The following is a 16,874-nucleotide window of genomic DNA, read 5'->3' as shown; positions in this document are numbered from 1 at the left end:
TATAAGAGACCGGGAGGGGGCTGCGGGCCAGAGCCTCGTCCATCCCGGCGGTCAGGGAGGTCCGCCAGGTGTCGATCTCGGCCCAGCCGACCTCGCCGCGGCGGACGGCGAGGAGGCGGTCGCGCAGGTCGCCGACGTCCACACGCGGCTCACCATGGCGGACGAGGTGCAGGCCGCTCTCCAGCAGCCGCAGCATGTGCATGACGTGCTTCCAGCGCGGCGCGCCGCCGTTGCGCAAGTCGCCTTCCAGCTTGCGGAACTGGGACTCGGCGTAGCCGAGGAACGTGCGGTGCGCGTGACGGGACAGAAAGGCCGTGCGGACGGCCAGCAGTTCTTCGCCGATCGGTGTGGCGTTCTCCACGATCGGCGACCACAGGCACTCCAGGACGGTCGGGTTCGCGCCCAGCGCGAGCTCGCAGAACCGCTCCAGCTCCCACGAGAACTGCTCGGGCAGCGGGCCGTCCACATGGGTCGGCGGCTTGGTGAAACGCCAGAACAGCGGGGCCGGCGCTGCGTAGACGCCGCGCCGGTCCACGTCACTCGCATCGGTCGCCAGCCCGTAGGCTCGCCCGCCGGTCACCACCGACAGGATCGTGTGGTCGCGGACGAGGTCCAGGGCGGCGCCATGATCGGGATTCGTCACGGAGGCAGCCTGGCGCAGGCCCCGGGGGCGCGTCGAGCGGATTGTCCGGCCGCTGTAAGCCGGTTACAGATCGGCCACAGACTTGCAGAAAGTTTCTGCAAGCGGTTTACGGAACTGAAACGCGTTGCTAACGTCCCGGTCCAGTCACCCCCAGTACGGACCTGCGGGCGGCCCGGCGAGGGCCCGTCCCGCGAAGGAGGACACCATGCGGCGCATCCCCCTGATCGGCGCCACGGTCATGTGCGCCGCCGTCGCGCTCTCGCTCTCCGCCTGCGGCGGCGATGACGGCGGCGGCACCGCGGGCGGCGCGGGCGCGGCGGCGCTGGACGGCCGCGGCCCCATCACCTTCGTCACCGGCAAGGACCGCTCCGGCCACCTGCAGAAGCAGGTCGACGGCTGGAACGCCGAGCACCCGAAGGAGCAGGTCCGCATCATCGAACTGCCGGACGAGCCCAACGACCAGCGCCAGCAGATGATCCAGAACGCCACCACCAAGTCCGACGCCTACTCGGTGCTGAACCTGGACGTCGTGTGGACCGCCGAGTTCGCCGCCAACCGCTGGCTCGCCGAGCTGCCCAAGGACAAGATCGACCTGTCCAAGATGCTGCCCGCGACGATCACCACCGGGCAGTATCGCGACCGGCTGTACGCGGTGCCGTCCACGTCCGACGCCGGGATGCTCTACTACCGCAAGGACCTCCTCGACAAGGCCGGGATTTCGGCGCCGCCGAAGACCTACGACGAGATGTGGGACGCCTGCGAGAAGGTCGGGAAGCTGCCCGAGGCGAAGGGCATCGACTGCTTCTTCACCGAGGTCAACAAGACCGAGAGCATGACGATCAGCGCGGTCGAGGCGATCGGCAGCGCCGGCGGCTCGATCATCGGCGCGGACGGCAAGCCCGCGCTGAACACCCCGCAGGCCAAGCAGGGCGTCGAGTTCCTGGTGAACGCCAAGAAGGAGCACATGCCGAAGGAGGCCGTCACCCTCAGCACCGAAGGCGGGCGCCGCTACTTCCAGTCCGGCAAGCTCGTCTTCCAGCGGCAGTGGCCCTACCAGTACGCCCTCGCCAACTCCGATGACGGCTCGTCCAAGGTCGCGGGCAAGTTCGCGGTCGCGCCGCTGCCCGGCCCGAACGGCCCCGGCGTCGCCAACCTCGGCGGGCACAACCTCGCGATCTCCGCGTTCGCCAAGAACAAGGCGACCTCGCTCGACTTCATCCGGTACCTGACCGGTGAGCAGTCGCAGCGCGCCAACCTGCTCGCCACCTCGCAGGCCCCGACCGTCGCGGCACTGTACGACGACCCGGAGATGGTGAAGAAGTTCCCGTACCTGCCCGTCCTGAAGCAGGCCATCGCGAACGCCAAGCCGCGCCCGGTCGCGGTGAAGTACGGCGACGTGACCGCCGCGATCCAGGGCGACATGTACGACGCGGTGACCGGCAAGAAGCCCGTCGACCAGGCCCTGTCGGACCTGCAGGCCGAACTCCAGCCGCTGACCGCGCAGTGACCGTGACCACCACCGAGACGCCGTCCGCCGCGGGCACCTCCGCGGCGGACGCGCCGCGCAGGCGCAAGCGCGACGTGCAGGGGACGAAGCGCCTCGCCGCGCTGCTGCTGTCCCCCACGCTGCTCGTGCTCGCGCTGGTCATCGGCTACCCCGTCCTCGCCGGGTTCCGCGAGTCGCTGTACGCGCGCGGCGAGGGCCTGGACGCGCAGGGGTTCGTCGTCGAGGGCGACCGGTTCGTCGGCCTGGACAACTACACCGCGATCTTCCAGGGCGACCGCGCCGGCGCGTTCTGGAACGCCTTCTCCAACACCACGTTCTTCACGCTGACGACGGTCGTGCTGGAGACGCTGATCGGCGTCGCGATGGCGCTGATCATGCACCAGGCGTTCAAGGGGCGGGCGATCGTGCGGGCGAGCATCCTCGTGCCCTGGGCGATCCCGACCGCGATCTCCGGCCTGCTGTGGCGGTGGATCTTCCAGGCGGACGGCGCCGCGAACGCCGTCCTCGGCCGGCAGATCCTGTGGACCGCCGACGGCTTCGCCGCCAAGATGGCCATCGTCATCGCCGAGGTGTGGAAGACCTCCCCGTTCATCGGGCTGCTCGTCCTCGCCGGGCTGCAGATGATCCCCCGGGACGTCTACGAGGCCGCGCGGGTCGACGGCGCCGGGCCCGTCCAGCAGTTCCTCCGCATCACGCTGCCGCTGGTGAAGCCCGCGCTGCTGGTCGCCGTGCTGTTCCGGATGCTGGACGTCCTGCGCATGTTCGACCTGCCCGCCGTGCTCATCGGCGTCAACCAGAGATCGGTGGAGACGCTGACGATGATCGCCTGGTTCGAGGCGTCCAACCTGCGGTACGGGTCGGCGGCGGCGTACGCGACCGTCCTGTTCCTCTACATCGCGCTGATCGCCTACCTGTTCGTGAAGCTGCTCGGCGCAGACATCATCGGCGAGGCCCGCCAGCAGTCGAAGCGCAAGAAGGCGGCATCATGACACAGGCGAAACGGCTGCTGTCCTACCTCGGCTTCGCCGCGGTGGCGGTCTACTGCCTCGCGCCGTTCTACTGGATGACGGTCTCGGCGTTCCGCCGCCCGCAGGACCAGTTCGACAACTCGATCGTCCCGGCCCGGTGGTCGTGGGAGAACTTCTCCGCGGTCTTCTCCGGCGGCAACGGGTTCGGCCGGGCGCTGCTGAACAGCGTCATCGTGGCCGGCAGCACGACCGTGCTGACGCTGCTGATCGGCACGTTCACCGCGTACGCGCTGGCCAGGCTGAACTTCCGGTTCAAGAACGCGGTGCTCGGCCTGATCATCGCGACCACGATGTTCCCTGGAATCTCCCAGCTCGTCCCCTTGCTGAAACTCTTCACCGACATCAAGTGGATCAACACCTACCAGGCGATGGTGCTGCCCAGCCTCGGGTTCGCGCTGCCGCTGTCGGTGTGGCTGCTCACCGCGTTCTTCCGGCAGCTGCCGTTCGAGCTGGAGCAGGCCGCGATGGTGGACGGCTGCACCCGCGGCCAGGCCTTCCGCAAGATCATCGTCCCGCTGGCGGCGCCCGGGGTGTTCACCACGGCGATCCTCACCTTCATCGCCGCGTGGAACGAGTTCCTCATCGCGCTGTCCGTGGTCAACAAGAAGGAGATGCAGACCGCCACGGTCGCGATCTCCAAGTTCACCGGCGTCTCCGGGTTCGACCAGCCGTTCGGCACCCAGATGGCGGCCGGGGTGATCGTGACCGTCCCGCTGATCGCCCTCGTGCTGGTCTTCCAGCGCCGGATCGTCGCCGGGCTCACCGCCGGCGGCGTCAAGTAGCTCCCGACCCGATTACGAAGGATGTTCATGACCCAGGACACCCTGCTCGCCCACGCCTCCCACGAGGAGGCGGGCACCCGCTGGTGGCGCGACGCCGTCATCTACCAGGTGTACGTGCGCAGCTTCGCCGACTCCGACGGCGACGGGGTCGGCGACCTGCCCGGCATCCGGTCGCGCCTGCCCTACCTGGCCGGCCTCGGTGTGGACGCGCTGTGGCTGACCCCGTTCTACGTCTCCCCGATGGCCGACTTCGGCTACGACGTGGCCGACTACCGCGACGTCGACCCGCTGTTCGGCACGCTCGCCGACGCCCGCGATCTGATCGCGGACGCGCACGCCCACGGCCTGCGGATCATCGTGGACGTCGTCCCGAACCACACCTCCGACGCGCACGCCTGGTTCCAGGCCGCGGTCGCCGCACCGCCCGGCTCCCCCGAGCGCGCCCGCTACATCTTCCGGGACGGGCGCGGCCCCGGCGGCGCGCAGCCCCCGAACGACTGGGAGTCGGTGTTCGGCGGCCCCGCCTGGACCCGGCTGCCGGACGGCCAGTGGTACCTGCACCTGTTCGCGTCCGAGCAGCCCGACCTGAACTGGGAGAACCCGGAGGTCCACGCCGAGTTCTCCGACATCCTGAAGTTCTGGCTCGACCTCGGCGTGGACGGCTTCCGCGTCGACGTCGCCCACGGCATGGCCAAGGCCCCGGGGCTGCCGGACGTCGGCCACCCGAACCAGGTCGAGATGCTCGGCACGGCCGTCCTGCCGTACTTCGACCAGGACCCCGTCCACGACATCCACCGCGCGTGGCGGCGCCTGCTCGACTCCTACGGCGGCGAGCGGATCGCCGTCGCCGAGGCGTGGGCGCCGACCCCGCAGCGGCTCGCCCACTACACCCGCCCCGACGAACTGCACCAGGCGTTCAACTTCCACTACCTGACCGCGCCCTGGGACGCGGACGGTCTGCGCCAGGTGATCGAGGAGTCGCTGGCCACCGCCGCAGAGGTCGGCGCCCCGGCGACCTGGGTGCTGTCCAACCACGACGTGAAACGGCACGTCACCCGGTACGGCGACGGCGAGACCGGGCTGCGGCGCGCCCGCGCGGCGGCGCTGCTGACGCTCGCGCTGCCCGGCTCGTCCTACGTCTACCAGGGTGAGGAGCTGGGCCTGCCGGAGGTGCTCGACCTGCCGGAGGAGTTCCAGCAGGACCCGCAGCGGCTGCGCGGCGAGGGCGCCGGCCGGGACGGCTGCCGCGTCCCGCTGCCGTGGGAGGGCGAGGAGCCCCCGTTCGGCTTCGGCGCGGGCGCCGCGTCCTGGCTGCCGATCCCCACCGCGTGGCGCGACCTGACCGTGGCCGCGCAGGACACCGACCCCGGCTCCATGCTGGCGCTCTACCGCGACGCGCTGCGCCTGCGCCGCGAGCACCCGGCGCTCGGCGACGGCGGACTGCGCTGGGAACCGGCCCCACCCGGCACACTTGTCTTCGTCCGGGAGAACGGGGGGAGGCGGCTCGCGTGCGCGGTGAACACGGGCGATCGCGCGGTCCGCGTGCCCCTGCGCGGAACACCGCTCCTCGCGAGCGGACCGGTCCAGCTGGAGGGCGGCCACCTGGACCTGCCCCCGGACACCGCCCTGTGGTGGGATGTCGAGGAGGGGCTAGTTTGAAACCCATGACGACGCGTCTGGCGGACATCGCGGCGCATGCCGGGGTGAGCGAGGCGACCGTGAGCCGCGTGCTCAACGGCAAGCCGGGCGTGTCCCCGACCACGCGCCAGGCGGTGCTGACCGCCCTGGACGTACTCGGCTACGAGCGCCCGGCCCGGCTGCGCCAGCAGCGGGCCGGGCTGATCGGGCTGATCATCCCGGAGCTGACCAACCCGATCTTCCCGGCGTTCGCCGAGGTCATCGAGAGCGCGCTCGCCCGGCACGGGTACATGGCGGTGCTGTGCTCGCAGGCGCCGGGCGGCGTCGCCGAGGACGACTACATCGAGATGCTGCTGGAGCGCGGCGTCGCGGGGATCATCTTCGTCAACGGCCTGCACGCCAACGCCAACTCCGACCGGGCCCGGTACGCGCGGCTGCTGGAGCAGGCGCTCCCGATCGTCCTGGTGAACGGGTACCGGCCCGACATCGACGCGCCGTTCATCTCCAACGACGACGTGGCGTCGCTGGAGGCGATCGTCGGGCATCTGGCCGCAATGGGCCACCGGCGGATCGGGCTCGCGATCGGGCAGGACGTGTACGTGCCGACGCGGCGCAAGACCGAGGGGTTCCGGCGGGGTATGGCCGCCCACACCGACCTCGGCCCCGACGAGGTCGAGGGGCTGATCGTCAACACGATGTACACGGTCGAGGGCGGGCAGGCGGCGGCGGCCGAGCTGCTCGACGCCGGCTGCACGGCGATCTGCGGCGGCAACGACATCATGGCGCTCGGCGCGATCCGGGCGGCGCGGGCGCGGGGGCTCCAGGTGCCCGAGGACGTGTCCGTGACCGGCATGGACGACTCGCTCCTGACCGCCTACCTCGACCCGCCGCTGACCACGATCCGGCAGTCGGTGCGGGAGATGTCGATGGCCGCGGTGAGCACCGTCCTGGACGAGATCCGCGGTGTCCGCGCTTCCCGCACGGAGCTGCTCTACCGGCCGGAACTCGTCGTGCGGCGGTCCACCGCGCCGGCTCCGGCGGCGGCCCGGCTGACCCCCGTCAAGGAGGGGTGACCGCACCGGTCGGAACGCCTTGACCGTATGCTGACCGCGGGTCGGAGGAAGCCTGACCACCCTCGCTCCGCGGACAGCTTCTTGTAACGGTTCCATCTCGGCGATTGACAGTGAGCCCGGTCACGGTCTTTCCTTCGTGGGAGCGCTCCCACACCACTGCAAGTCACAACCTGAGAGGGGTCCGCCATGAGGGCCATCATGCGGCGCGGACTGAGTACGGCGATGGCGGCGGTACTCGTCGGCAGCCTGTCCGTCGCGTGCGGCGGCGACGACGACGGCGACAAGGGAGGCTCCGACAGCGGGCCGATCGAGCTCACCGTCGACGTCTTCGGCGAGCCGGGCTACGACGCGCTCTACAAGCAGTACGAGCAGTCCCACCCCAACGTGAAGATCAAGCAGCGCAAGGTCTCCACGCTGGACGAGTACAAGCCGCGCATCCAGCAGTGGATGGCAACCGGAAGCGGCGCCGGCGACGTCGTCATGCTGGAGGAGGGCATCCTCCCGCTGTACATGCAGCAGGCGAACAAGTTCGTCAACCTCTTCGACCAGGGCGGCAAGGACCTGGAGAAGAACTTCCTGCCCTGGAAGTGGCAGATGGGCGTCACCCCCGACGGCAAGCAGCTCGTCGGACTCGGCACCGACATCGGCCCCCTCGCCATGTGCTACCGCAAGGACCTCTTCAAGAAGGCCGGCCTCCCCACCGACCGCGAGAAGGTGTCCGAGCTCTGGTCGACGTGGGACCAGTTCCTCGCGACCGGGCAGAAGTTCCAGGACAAGGTGCCCGGCACCAAGTGGCTGGACGGGCCGACCGCCGTGTTCCGCGCCACCGTTCTGCAGAACGCCGGCAACGGCCCCGGCTACAGCTTCTTCGACAAGAGCAACAACCTCGTCTTCGACAGCAACCCTGCCGTGAAGACGGCGTTCGACACCTCGCTGAAGTTCGCGGAGAACAAGCTCACCGCGGACATGTCGATCTTCACCCCGCCGTGGCAGACCGCCCTCAAGCGGGACACCTTCGCCGCCCTGCCGTGCCCGTCCTGGATGCTCGGGGGCATCGAGGAGTTCTCCGGCGACTACGGCAAGGGCAAGTGGGACGTCGCCAAGACCCCGGGCGGCGCCGGCTACTGGGGCGGCTCCTGGCTCGCCGTGCCCAAGCAGAGCAAGCACGCGAAGGCCGCCGCCGAGCTGGCCAAGTTCCTGACCTCGCCCGAGGGCCAGGTGGCCGCGTACAAGGCCGCGAACGTCTTCCCGTCCTCGCCGCAGGCCGCGCAGGACCCGGCCGTCGCGGGTGCCAAGAGCGCCTACTTCGGCGACGCTCCGGTCGGCCAGATCTTCGGTGAGCTGGCGGCCGGTGTGAAGCCCGTCCACCTCGGGCCGAAGAACGAGGACGTCCGGGCCGCGGTGGAGAACGTCCTGATCTCCGTGGGCCAGGGCAAGCAGAAGCCGGCCGACGCCTGGACGAAGGCCGTCGACGAGGCCAAGAAGGCCGCCAGGTAACCCCCGGCGTCCCGTGACCACGGCGGCGGCGCCGCGCCGTTACCTCCCCGCCGGCGCCGCCGCCGTTCCCATCCGGCCTCTCCCCGCTTCGCCCCGTCCTCGGAAAGGAGGCGCACGACGATGACCACCGATCTGCGCCCCAGCCGGAACGGCCCGCCGCCGCCCTCGCCGGCGAAGGACCGGCCGGGCCCCGGCCGCACCTGGCGGGCCCGTCTGGCCCGGCTCGACCTGAAGGGCGCACCCTACGCCTTCATCTCGCCGTTCTACATCGTCTTCCTGATCTTCGGCGCGTTCCCGCTCGTCTACACCCTCTGGGTCTCCCTGCACCAGTGGGAGCTGTCGTCCGGAACACGCAAGTTCATCGGGCTCGACAACTACGACTACCTGCTGACCGACGCCGACTTCTGGCACGCGACGGTCAACACCCTCGGCATCTTCGCCGTCTCGACCATCCCGCAGCTGCTGATCGCCCTGCTCGTCGCGAACGCGCTGAACCGGCGGATGCGGATGTCGACCCTGTTCCGCATCGGGATGGTCGCCCCGCTGGTCACCTCGACCGCCGCCGTCGCGATCGTGTTCACCCAGATGTTCGACACCAACTGGGGCATGGTCAACTGGGTGATCGGGCTGTTCGGCATCGACCCGATCCACTGGGCGAGCAGCCGCGGCTGGTCCTGGATCGCCATCGCGATGATGGTGGACTGGCGCTGGACCGGCTACAACGCGCTGATCTACCTCGCCTCCATGCAGGCCATCCCGAAGGACCTGTACGAGGCCGCCGCGATCGACGGCGCCTCCCGGATCCGGCAGTTCTGGCAGATCACGGTGCCGATGCTGCGGCCCACGATCATCTTCACGGTGATCATCTCGACGATCGGCGGGCTGCAGCTGTTCACCGAGCCCGTCCTGTTCAGCGTCGGCACGCCGAACAAGATGGACGGCGGCCCGATGCACCAGTTCCAGACGATCACGATGTACATGTACGACAACGCGTTCGGCCATGACCGGTACGGCTACGGCGCCACCGTCGCCTGGGCGCTGTTCGTGATGATCATCGTGTTCTCCCTGCTCAACTTCCTGGCCGTGCGGCGCACGGGAGGGGGAGGCTCCAAGTGACCACGCTCCTCGCAGGCCCCGGCGGGCGGCCCGACGCCCCGAACAACAGAGCACGGCACGCCGCCGCGCGGCCCGGCCGGTTCCGCGGCATGTGGAACGCGAGCCCGCTGACCTACCTCACGCTGATCGTCGCGCTGGCGCTGTCGGTCTTCCCGATCTACTGGATGATCATCGTCGCGACCCGCACCAACAGCGTGGTCTCCGACGTCCCGCCGCCGCTGCTGCCCGGCGGGCACGGGGCCGACAACGTCGGCCGGCTGTTCGACAACCCCGAGGCCTACTTCGCCAAGGGCCTGCTGAACTCGGCGATCGCATCCGCCGCGGTGACGATCTCCACGGTGTTCTTCGCCTCGCTGGCCGGCTTCGCGTTCGCCAAGCTGCGCTTCCGCGGCAAGAACGCGCTGATGCTCACGATCATCGCGACGATGATGATCCCGGTGCAGATGGGCATCATCCCGCTGTACATGATCATGGTGAAGCTCGGCTGGCAGGGTCAGCTGCAGGCGGTCATCGTCCCGTTCCTCGTCACCGGCTTCGGCGTGTTCATGATGCGGCAGTACGCCGACCAGGCCGTCCCGGACGAGCTGATCGAGGCGGCCCGCGTCGACGGGTGCACCACCTTCGGCATCTACTGGCGCGTCGTGCTGCCGGCGCTGCGCCCGGCGGCGGGCGTCCTCGGCCTCTTCACGTTCATGCAGACCTGGAACGAGTTCATGTGGCCGCTCGCGGTCCTGCAGCCCGACAACCCCACGGTGCAGCTGTCCATCAACAACCTGGCGAACGCGTACTTCAAGGACTACACGCTCATGTTCGCCGGGACCAGCGTGGCCATCCTGCCGCTCCTCATCGTGTTCATCATTTTCGGCCGCCAGATCATCGGCGGAATCATGGAAGGTGCTGTGAAGGCGTGACCTCCCTACAGGACGACACCAGCGCGGCTCCCGCCGCACCTTTCCCGACCGGGTTCCGCTGGGGGGCCGCCACCGCCGCCTACCAGATCGAGGGAGCCGCCGGAGAGGGCGGGCGCGGGCCGTCCATCTGGGACACCTTCTGCGCCACCCCGGGCAAGGTCCTCAACGGTGAGAACGGCGACGTCGCCGTCGACCACTACCACCGGTTCCGCGAGGACGTGGCGCTCATGTCGAGCCTCGGCCTGACCGCGTACCGGTTCTCGATCTCCTGGCCCCGGGTGCAGCCGAACGGTGCCGGCACCTTCAACGCCGAGGGGCTCGACTTCTACCGGCGGCTGGTCGACACGCTGCTGGAGGCCGGCATCGAGCCGTGGCCGACCCTCTACCACTGGGACCTCCCGCAGCCGCTGGAGGACAAGGGCGGCTGGCCGGAGCGCGAGACCGCGCACCGGTTCGCCGAGTACGCGGCGCACGTGCACGCCGCGCTCGGCGACCGCGTCCACCACTGGACGACGGTGAACGAGCCGTGGTGCGCGGCGTTCCTCGGCTACGCGTCGGGCGAGCACGCGCCCGGACGGCGTGACGCCGCCGCGTCGCTGCTCGCCGCGCACCACCTGCTGCTCGGCCACGGCCTCGCGGTCGAGGCGATGCGGGCGCGCCACCCGGGCAACCGGTTCGGCGCCGCCGTCAACCTGTACGCGGTGTCCCCGGCGTCGGACGACCCCGCCGACGTGGACGCGGCGCGCCGCATCGACGGGCTGCAGAACCGGCTGTTCCTCGACCCGCTGCTGCTCGGCCGCTACCCCGACGACGTCCTCGCCGACACGTCCCGCTACGGGTTCACCCCGCCGGACGCCGACCTGGCCGCCATCAACCAGCGGATCGACCAGCTCGGCATCAACTACTACTCGCGGCACACGGTCGCCGGCACGCCCGGCGAGGCGGCGCAGACCGCCTCGTCGCCGTTCTCGACGCACTCGCCGTGGGTGGGCAGCGACCATGTCCGGTTCGTCCCGGCCGGCCGTCCCGTCACCGGGATGGGCTGGGAGATCGACGAGCGCGGCCTGTACGAGGTCCTGACCAGGCTGCACCGCGAGTACCCGTCCGTCCCGCTGTACATCACCGAGAACGGCGCGGGCTACGACGAGACACTTGACGGGAATGGCACGGTCCAAGACACGGGCCGCATCGCCTATCTGGACGCGCACCTGCGCGCCTGCCACGACGCGATTTCCGACGGAGTGCCGCTGCACGGCTACTTCACCTGGTCGCTGCTGGATAATTTCGAATGGGCTTGGGGCTATTCGAAGCGTTTCGGGCTGGTGCACGTCGACTACGCCACGCAGCGCCGGGTGCCGAAGGACAGCGCGCGCTGGTACGCCGGGGTGATCCGGCAGGGCGGGCTGCCCGAACGGGCCTGACCCCGGGGGACGGTGGACGGTACGGAGAAGAGGGGGCCGGATGACGGGCAGGAGCACGCGCCCGACATTGGAAGAAGTCGCCGCGCGGGCCGGAGTGGGCCGCGGCACGGTGTCGCGCGTGGTCAACGGCTCGCCGCGGGTCAGCCCGCAGGCCCGCGAAGCGGTGCTGCGGGCGATCGAGGAGCTCGGCTACGTGCCGAACCGGGCGGCGCGCACGCTCGTCACCCGTCGTACCGACACCGTCGCGCTCGTCGTCGCCGAATCGGACCAGCGGCTGTTCGGCGAGCCGTACTTCGCGGGGATCATCCGCGGGATCAGCAACGGGCTGGGCGACACCGGGCTGCAACTGCTGCTCGCGCTCGCCCGCTCCCCCGACGAGTACGGCCGGCTGGAGGAGTACCTCACCACCCAGCACGTGGACGGGGTGCTCCTCACCTCGCTGCACGCCGAGGACCCGCTGCCCGCGAAGCTGGAGGCCAACGGCGTGCCGACCGTCCTCGGCGGCTGCCCGCCCGGCCTGACCCCGGTCAGCTACGTCGACGTCGACAACCGCAGCGGCGCCCGCGAGGCCGTCTGCCACCTGATCTCCGGGGGCCGGCGGCACATCGCGGCGATCGCCGGGCCCCAGGACATGGGGGTGGGCATCGACCGGCTGGCCGGCTACCGGGAGGCGCTCGCCGACGCGGGGCTGCCCGAGTACGTCGAGTACGGCGACTTCGGCGAGGCCAGCGGCATCGCCGCCGCGGAGAAGCTGCTGGCCGCGCAGCCGCGGCTGGACGCGGTGTTCGCGGCCAGCGACCCGATGGCGTTCGGGGCGCTGCGCATCCTGCACCGGCGCGGGCGGCGCATCCCCGACGACGTCGCGGTGATCGGGTTCGACGACTCCTCCGCCGCGCCGCTCGCCGACCCGCCGCTCAGCACCGTCCACCAGTCGCTGGAGGAGATGGGCGTGGAGATGGCGCGGCTGCTGGTGTCGCGGATCCGCGGCGAGACGGTCGCCGACCCGGTGATCATCCTGCAGCCTCACCTGGTGCTGCGCGAATCGGCGTGATCTACGATCGGCCGATGGGTTACGAACCGTCCGCCGAGGAACTCCTCCATCTGAACCGCTGCGTCGAGCTGGCCGCCGAGGGGCTGGAGGCGGCCGACGAACCGTTCGGGTCGGTGCTGGTCGCCGCGTCCGGGAAGGTCCTGTTCGAGGACCGCAACCGGGTGGCCGGCGGCGACCAGACCCGGCATCCGGAGTTCGAGATCGCCCGCTGGGCGGCGGCCAACATGACGCCGCAGGAGCGGGCGGCGGCGACCGTCTACACCTCCGGGGAGCACTGCCCGATGTGCTCGGCCGCGCACGGCTGGGTCGGCCTCGGCCGCATCGTGTACGTCATGTCGGCCCGGCAGCTGGTCGACCTGCGCACCGAGCTGGGCGTCCCGCCGGGCCCGGTCAACGCGATCCCGATCCAGGACATCGTGCCGGGCGTCCGCGTGGACGGGCCGGTCGCCGCCCTCGAGGCGGCCGTGCGCGACCTGCACACCCGCGCCTGCGCCTGAGGGCGGCGACGTCTCACCTGCGGGTCAGCGCCTCCAGCCGCTCGACGGCCGCGCGCCAGTCGGACGGCAGCCAGCACCGCGTGGCCCGGTGCCCGTCATAGGCGAGGGTGTAGGTGAAGTGGTCGGCCACCCGGCACCCCGCCTCGGACGAGCCGGTGGTGACGATGCCGCCGAGCGCGTCCCGCAGGCCGCGCATCTCGTCGTCCGCCAGCGCGACCCTTTTCCCATTGACGAGGGCCGTTCCCGAATTCTCGACGGCCACCCGTTCCTGGATTCCGGCGAATCCCCCGGTGCGCTCGTAGGTGACCAGCACGTCGGGCCCGGTGAAAGCGAGCATTGACGCCTCCTTTTTGATGCGGGCCGCCGGACAGCACCCCGCTTCCCCATTCCGGCGGCCCGCGGTCTGTGGGGGGTTATCCGCCGAAAAGGATTCCGCCGGTCTCGCGCACGGCGACGCAGCGGTTCGGGTACGTCCGCTCGAAACGCCGGGGCCTGTCGTGCCAGCTGCCGCGCGCGATCACCCGGACCGGCGCGTACTCCAGCGTGCACACCCCCGTCCGCGCGGGGATGCGCTCGACCCTGCCGTCGACGAGTCTCAGCTGGTCACAGGCCCTGGACGCCTGGATGAGCGTCCCGCCGTCCGGGTCGCAGTGCAGGCTGCGCTCGATCTTCGGCCCCAGCTCGTGCACCACCGTGAGCACGTAGGAGCCGGCCGGTCCGGCCGCCTGCGCGGGCGCGGCCGATGCGCCGGCCGCCATTCCCGCCAGCACGGCCGCCCACCGGAAACGGGCACGCGACATGTGCATGTCTTCCTCCCTGGATTCGCCCGCCGCGATCTGCGGCACCGGGCCGGCCGGGACATCGCATTGTGGTGGACGTCCCGCCGCATCCAGACATTAGGTGCCGCAAACTCCCACAAACAAGGGCAGCTCAAGTCCCAACCTGGCCACCGGTCAATACTTAAATCAAGTCTGCCCAACCGTGCAATGCCACTTGGACACAAATTGACCCGGACATGTGATATCCCGTCCCGCTCACCGGGAGCACGTTCCGAGCAGCCGGCGCGACCCGCCGAAGATGGGGCATACCGTGCGCTCACCAGGCCATCGCCAACCTGATCTACCGCTACGCCGAGTGCGTGGACAACGCCGACTTCGCGGGCATCCGCGACCTGTTCGCCGGCGCCGCCTTCACCGGCAGCGGCGGCACCCTCCACGGCGGCGACGCGATCGCCCGCATGTTCGAGAAGACGGTGATCGTCCACGAGGACGGCACCCTGCGCACCAAGCACGTGACCTCGAACGTCGCCATCGAGGTCGACGAGACCGCCGGCACCGCGACCTCAAAGGCGTACTACACCGTCCTGCAGGCCGCCCCGGGCCTCCCCTTGCAACCCATAGCCTGCGGCACCTACCACGACACCTTCGAGGTGCACGAGGGCCACTGGCGCTTCACCGAACGCCGCATAACCATGGACCTGGCAGGCGACGTGACCCACCACCTGACCCACCCCGAGTACCTGCCCGCCCACGTCCGCCCCACCTCGTAGCCGACACGCTCAGACTGGGCATCACGGCATCCTCCTTGGCCCGCCGCAGAGCGGCGACCCGCGCCATGACAACGGCGAACTCGTCGGGCAGCCCCACCGGAGAACCGCCGACGGCCGTCTCACCACCAGCGCGCTCAGCACACCCGTAGCACATCCGGGGCTTGCTCGGACAGCGGCACGACCTTCCCGGCCAGCCGCGGACCGAGCCCCGCGGGCTCGGCACCATCTCCCAAGCCGAACGCACCCGTCGTTGATCTGCGGCGTGTTGTTGCTTCCGACGCGCTCATAACAACAACACGCCGCAGGTCAACGCACCCGGTGCACCTTGGTGGACACCGCACTAGCTCAGGGTGCGGAGAGACCGCGTCAGGGCGGGGATCATTACCGCCGCGGGGACGAGGTGCAGCGCGACAAGAGCTGTGGTGGTGGCGGTGCTCGCCCCGGAGAGGAGAGGCGGGACCAACGAGATCGCGGTCAGCGAGACCGCCGTCCACACGAAGCGCGTGGCGGGACGAGCGCTCCAGCGGAGAAGAGCGGCGGCGATGGCGAGGCCCACGACCGAGAAGAAGCCGGTCACCACGGCGAACCCGGGCAGCGGGATCGACTCCCCGCCATCGGGGATCTCGAAGTCGGCGCCGGCGGCCTGGGCCACCGCAGCGGCGAGGGTGGTGACCGCCATCGCCGCGAGCACGGCGGCGATGCCGGTACCGGCGAGTCGGCGGAAGCGGCCGGTCCCGGCCGGCGCCGGGCCCGCGACCGCCCCGGCGTCATTCATGCTGGTCATGTCATCGCCCTTCGTTTGGTCGGCGTGTGATGTCGTGCGCCTTGCCTACTCCGCGGCGTCCGCCGGCAGGCGCTCCGGTAGTCCGAGCCGGGGGAACCGGTCGGCGTGGAAGACGGTGATCTCGGTGATCGCCCCGCCGGTGACGCGCAGGACGTCGATGGTCAGCGGCAGGTACGCGCCCTCCGGCTCCTGCCAGAGGTAGAAGGCGACGGCGGACTGCCGGTTCACGGAGGTCCGGACGGCGCGCAGGCCCGTCAAGCGCGTGAAGCCGTCCTCGACCCAGTCGCTCACCACCGCGTCTCGGCCGACCTGCAGGCCAGGAGTGGGCGGCATCGAGCAGCGGACGTCGTCCCGTAGCAGTGCGGCGAGCCGGTCGATGTCGGTGGCCACGCTGGCGTCGGTGAAGCGGCGCACCAGCTCGCGCGTCTCGGCGTCCTCCTCGCCGCCGGTCCAGTCCTGCCGTTCGGCGGGCAGGTGCTCCCGCATCCCGGCGCGGGCCCGCTGCAGCGCGCTGTTCACACTGTTGACGGAGTCGCCGAGAAGTTCCGCGACGTCCTTGGCCGGCCAGCCGAGCACGTCCCGCAGGATCAGCACCGCCCGGGGGCGCGGCGCCAGATGCTGGACCGCGACCAGGTACGCCAGCTCGATCGTCTCCCGCGCGACGGCGACGGCCTCCGGCTCGTCCGCGTCGCCTGCGGGCACCTCGTCCAGCAACTGGTCCGGGTAGGGCTGCAGCCACGGCACCTCGCCGCCGGTCGCGGGCTCAGGACGGCGCTTGGCGAGCAGGTCCAGGCAGGCGTTGGTGGCGATCCGGTACAGCCAGGCCCGCAGCGTCGACCGCCCCTGGAAGGTCTCCCGCCGCCGCCAAGCCCGCAGGAACGTCTCCTGCACGGCGTCCTCGGCGTCATCGAACGACCCGAGCATCCGGTAGCAGTGCACGTGCAACTCCCGCCGATGCCGGTCCGTCAGCCCCGAGAAGGCCGCCTGGTCGACCTCGCCCAGCTCCAGCCGTGCGTCCGCCCTCATCACGTCATCCCTCCGCCTCGTCCTGTCCCGTCGTATGTATGACGCCTGCGAGCGCGATAACTCATCACCGGGAGGGCTCTGTGGGCTCCGCCTTCGTCCGCGCTCAGGGCGCCTGTGTGGCCGTTGAGGTCGGTGGCGCAGAATCCTGGGGAGAGCGCGTTGCCCCTGATACCCGCGTCGCGGAGGGCGTTGCCATAGATGGGGGTTATGGCGTTCAGGGCCGCCTTGGACGAGTTGCAGCCGAGCAGGGTAACCGGCCTTACAGCGCGCTCGGCCTCCACGACCCACCCACCTGGAGTCATCTTCGGCCTGAGGGCGCGGGGTCGGGGGCGGCGGCCGAGGCTCTGCGGT

At 70.5% G+C, this 16,874-nt stretch carries 17 protein-coding genes; 12 read left to right on the top strand and 5 right to left on the bottom strand.

Annotated elements, in window-relative coordinates; all coding sequences use genetic code 11:
• Positions 1–643 (bottom strand): nucleotidyltransferase domain-containing protein (locus E1284_RS11180; protein WP_243714402.1); only part of this gene is annotated, 643 nt, incomplete at its 3' end.
• Positions 644–848: 205 nt separating this feature from the next.
• On the opposite strand from E1284_RS11180, the gene E1284_RS11175 reads away from it, so the two are divergent.
• From E1284_RS11175 to E1284_RS11125, 11 genes are all read left to right on the top strand, one after another.
• A complete protein-coding gene (locus E1284_RS11175; protein ID WP_131938958.1) occupies positions 849–2,150 on the top strand; it encodes an ABC transporter substrate-binding protein in 1,302 nt (433 codons plus the stop codon).
• A 2-nt stretch (positions 2,151–2,152) separates the two neighbouring features.
• Positions 2,153–3,139, top strand: coding sequence for a carbohydrate ABC transporter permease (locus E1284_RS11170; RefSeq protein ID WP_207923688.1), 987 nt, complete (start codon positions 2,153–2,155; stop codon positions 3,137–3,139).
• A complete protein-coding gene (locus E1284_RS11165; protein ID WP_131938957.1) occupies positions 3,136–3,960 on the top strand; it encodes a carbohydrate ABC transporter permease in 825 nt (274 codons plus the stop codon). The genes E1284_RS11170 and E1284_RS11165 overlap by 4 nt, the downstream gene beginning before the upstream one ends.
• Positions 3,961–3,987: 27 nt before the next feature.
• Entirely contained in the window at positions 3,988–5,619 is a 1,632-nt protein-coding gene (locus E1284_RS11160; protein WP_131938956.1) for a glycoside hydrolase family 13 protein, read from the top strand.
• A gap of 5 nt (positions 5,620–5,624) precedes the next feature.
• A complete protein-coding gene (locus tag E1284_RS11155; RefSeq protein ID WP_131938955.1) occupies positions 5,625–6,671 on the top strand; it encodes a LacI family DNA-binding transcriptional regulator in 1,047 nt (348 codons plus the stop codon).
• A gap of 198 nt (positions 6,672–6,869) precedes the next feature.
• Positions 6,870–8,168 (top strand): ABC transporter substrate-binding protein, encoded by a 1,299-nt coding sequence (locus E1284_RS11150; RefSeq protein WP_243714401.1) that lies wholly within the window; start codon positions 6,870–6,872, stop codon positions 8,166–8,168.
• Between the two features lie 120 nt (positions 8,169–8,288).
• On the top strand, positions 8,289–9,284 hold the full coding sequence (locus E1284_RS11145) for a carbohydrate ABC transporter permease (RefSeq protein WP_131938954.1): 996 nt from the start codon (positions 8,289–8,291) through the stop codon (positions 9,282–9,284).
• 89 nt (positions 9,285–9,373) lie between these two features.
• Complete coding sequence (locus E1284_RS11140; protein WP_131938963.1) at positions 9,374–10,195, top strand: carbohydrate ABC transporter permease; 822 nt, start codon at positions 9,374–9,376, stop codon at positions 10,193–10,195.
• Complete coding sequence (locus tag E1284_RS11135) at positions 10,192–11,616, top strand: GH1 family beta-glucosidase (RefSeq protein ID WP_131938953.1); 1,425 nt, start codon at positions 10,192–10,194, stop codon at positions 11,614–11,616. Before E1284_RS11140 ends, E1284_RS11135 begins: the two co-directional genes overlap by 4 nt.
• A 40-nt stretch (positions 11,617–11,656) precedes the next feature.
• Positions 11,657–12,667, top strand: coding sequence for a LacI family DNA-binding transcriptional regulator (locus E1284_RS11130; RefSeq protein WP_131938952.1), 1,011 nt, complete (start codon positions 11,657–11,659; stop codon positions 12,665–12,667).
• A 14-nt stretch (positions 12,668–12,681) separates the two neighbouring features.
• Positions 12,682–13,164, top strand: coding sequence for a nucleoside deaminase (locus E1284_RS11125; RefSeq protein WP_131938951.1), 483 nt, complete (start codon positions 12,682–12,684; stop codon positions 13,162–13,164).
• A 13-nt stretch (positions 13,165–13,177) separates the two neighbouring features.
• Here the strand turns inward: E1284_RS11125 and E1284_RS11120 are convergent, their stop codons facing one another.
• Positions 13,178–13,501, bottom strand: coding sequence for a hypothetical protein (locus tag E1284_RS11120; protein ID WP_131938950.1), 324 nt, complete (start codon positions 13,499–13,501; stop codon positions 13,178–13,180).
• A gap of 76 nt (positions 13,502–13,577) precedes the next feature.
• The gene (locus tag E1284_RS11115; RefSeq protein ID WP_131938949.1) at positions 13,578–13,970 is read right to left on the bottom strand and encodes an SSI family serine proteinase inhibitor; all 393 of its coding nucleotides are present in this window, start codon (positions 13,968–13,970) and stop codon (positions 13,578–13,580) included.
• Positions 13,971–14,248: 278 nt separating this feature from the next.
• Here E1284_RS11115 and E1284_RS11110 point away from each other — a divergent pair, with 278 nt between their 5' ends.
• Positions 14,249–14,713, top strand: coding sequence for a nuclear transport factor 2 family protein (locus tag E1284_RS11110; RefSeq protein WP_131938948.1), 465 nt, complete (start codon positions 14,249–14,251; stop codon positions 14,711–14,713).
• A 340-nt stretch (positions 14,714–15,053) separates the two neighbouring features.
• On the opposite strand, the gene E1284_RS11105 is transcribed toward E1284_RS11110, so the two are convergent.
• Both E1284_RS11105 and E1284_RS11100 read right to left on the bottom strand, forming a co-directional pair.
• Entirely contained in the window at positions 15,054–15,497 is a 444-nt protein-coding gene (locus E1284_RS11105) for a DUF6069 family protein (RefSeq protein ID WP_131938947.1), read from the bottom strand.
• Between the two features lie 45 nt (positions 15,498–15,542).
• Positions 15,543–16,523, bottom strand: coding sequence for an RNA polymerase subunit sigma-70 (locus E1284_RS11100; RefSeq protein WP_131938946.1), 981 nt, complete (start codon positions 16,521–16,523; stop codon positions 15,543–15,545).
• Between the last annotated feature and the right edge of the window lie 351 nt (positions 16,524–16,874).

The organism is Actinomadura bangladeshensis (assembly GCF_004348335.1).
GTDB lineage: Bacteria > Actinomycetota > Actinomycetes > Streptosporangiales > Streptosporangiaceae > Spirillospora > Spirillospora bangladeshensis.
This window is presented reverse-complemented; position numbering and strand designations above follow the sequence as displayed.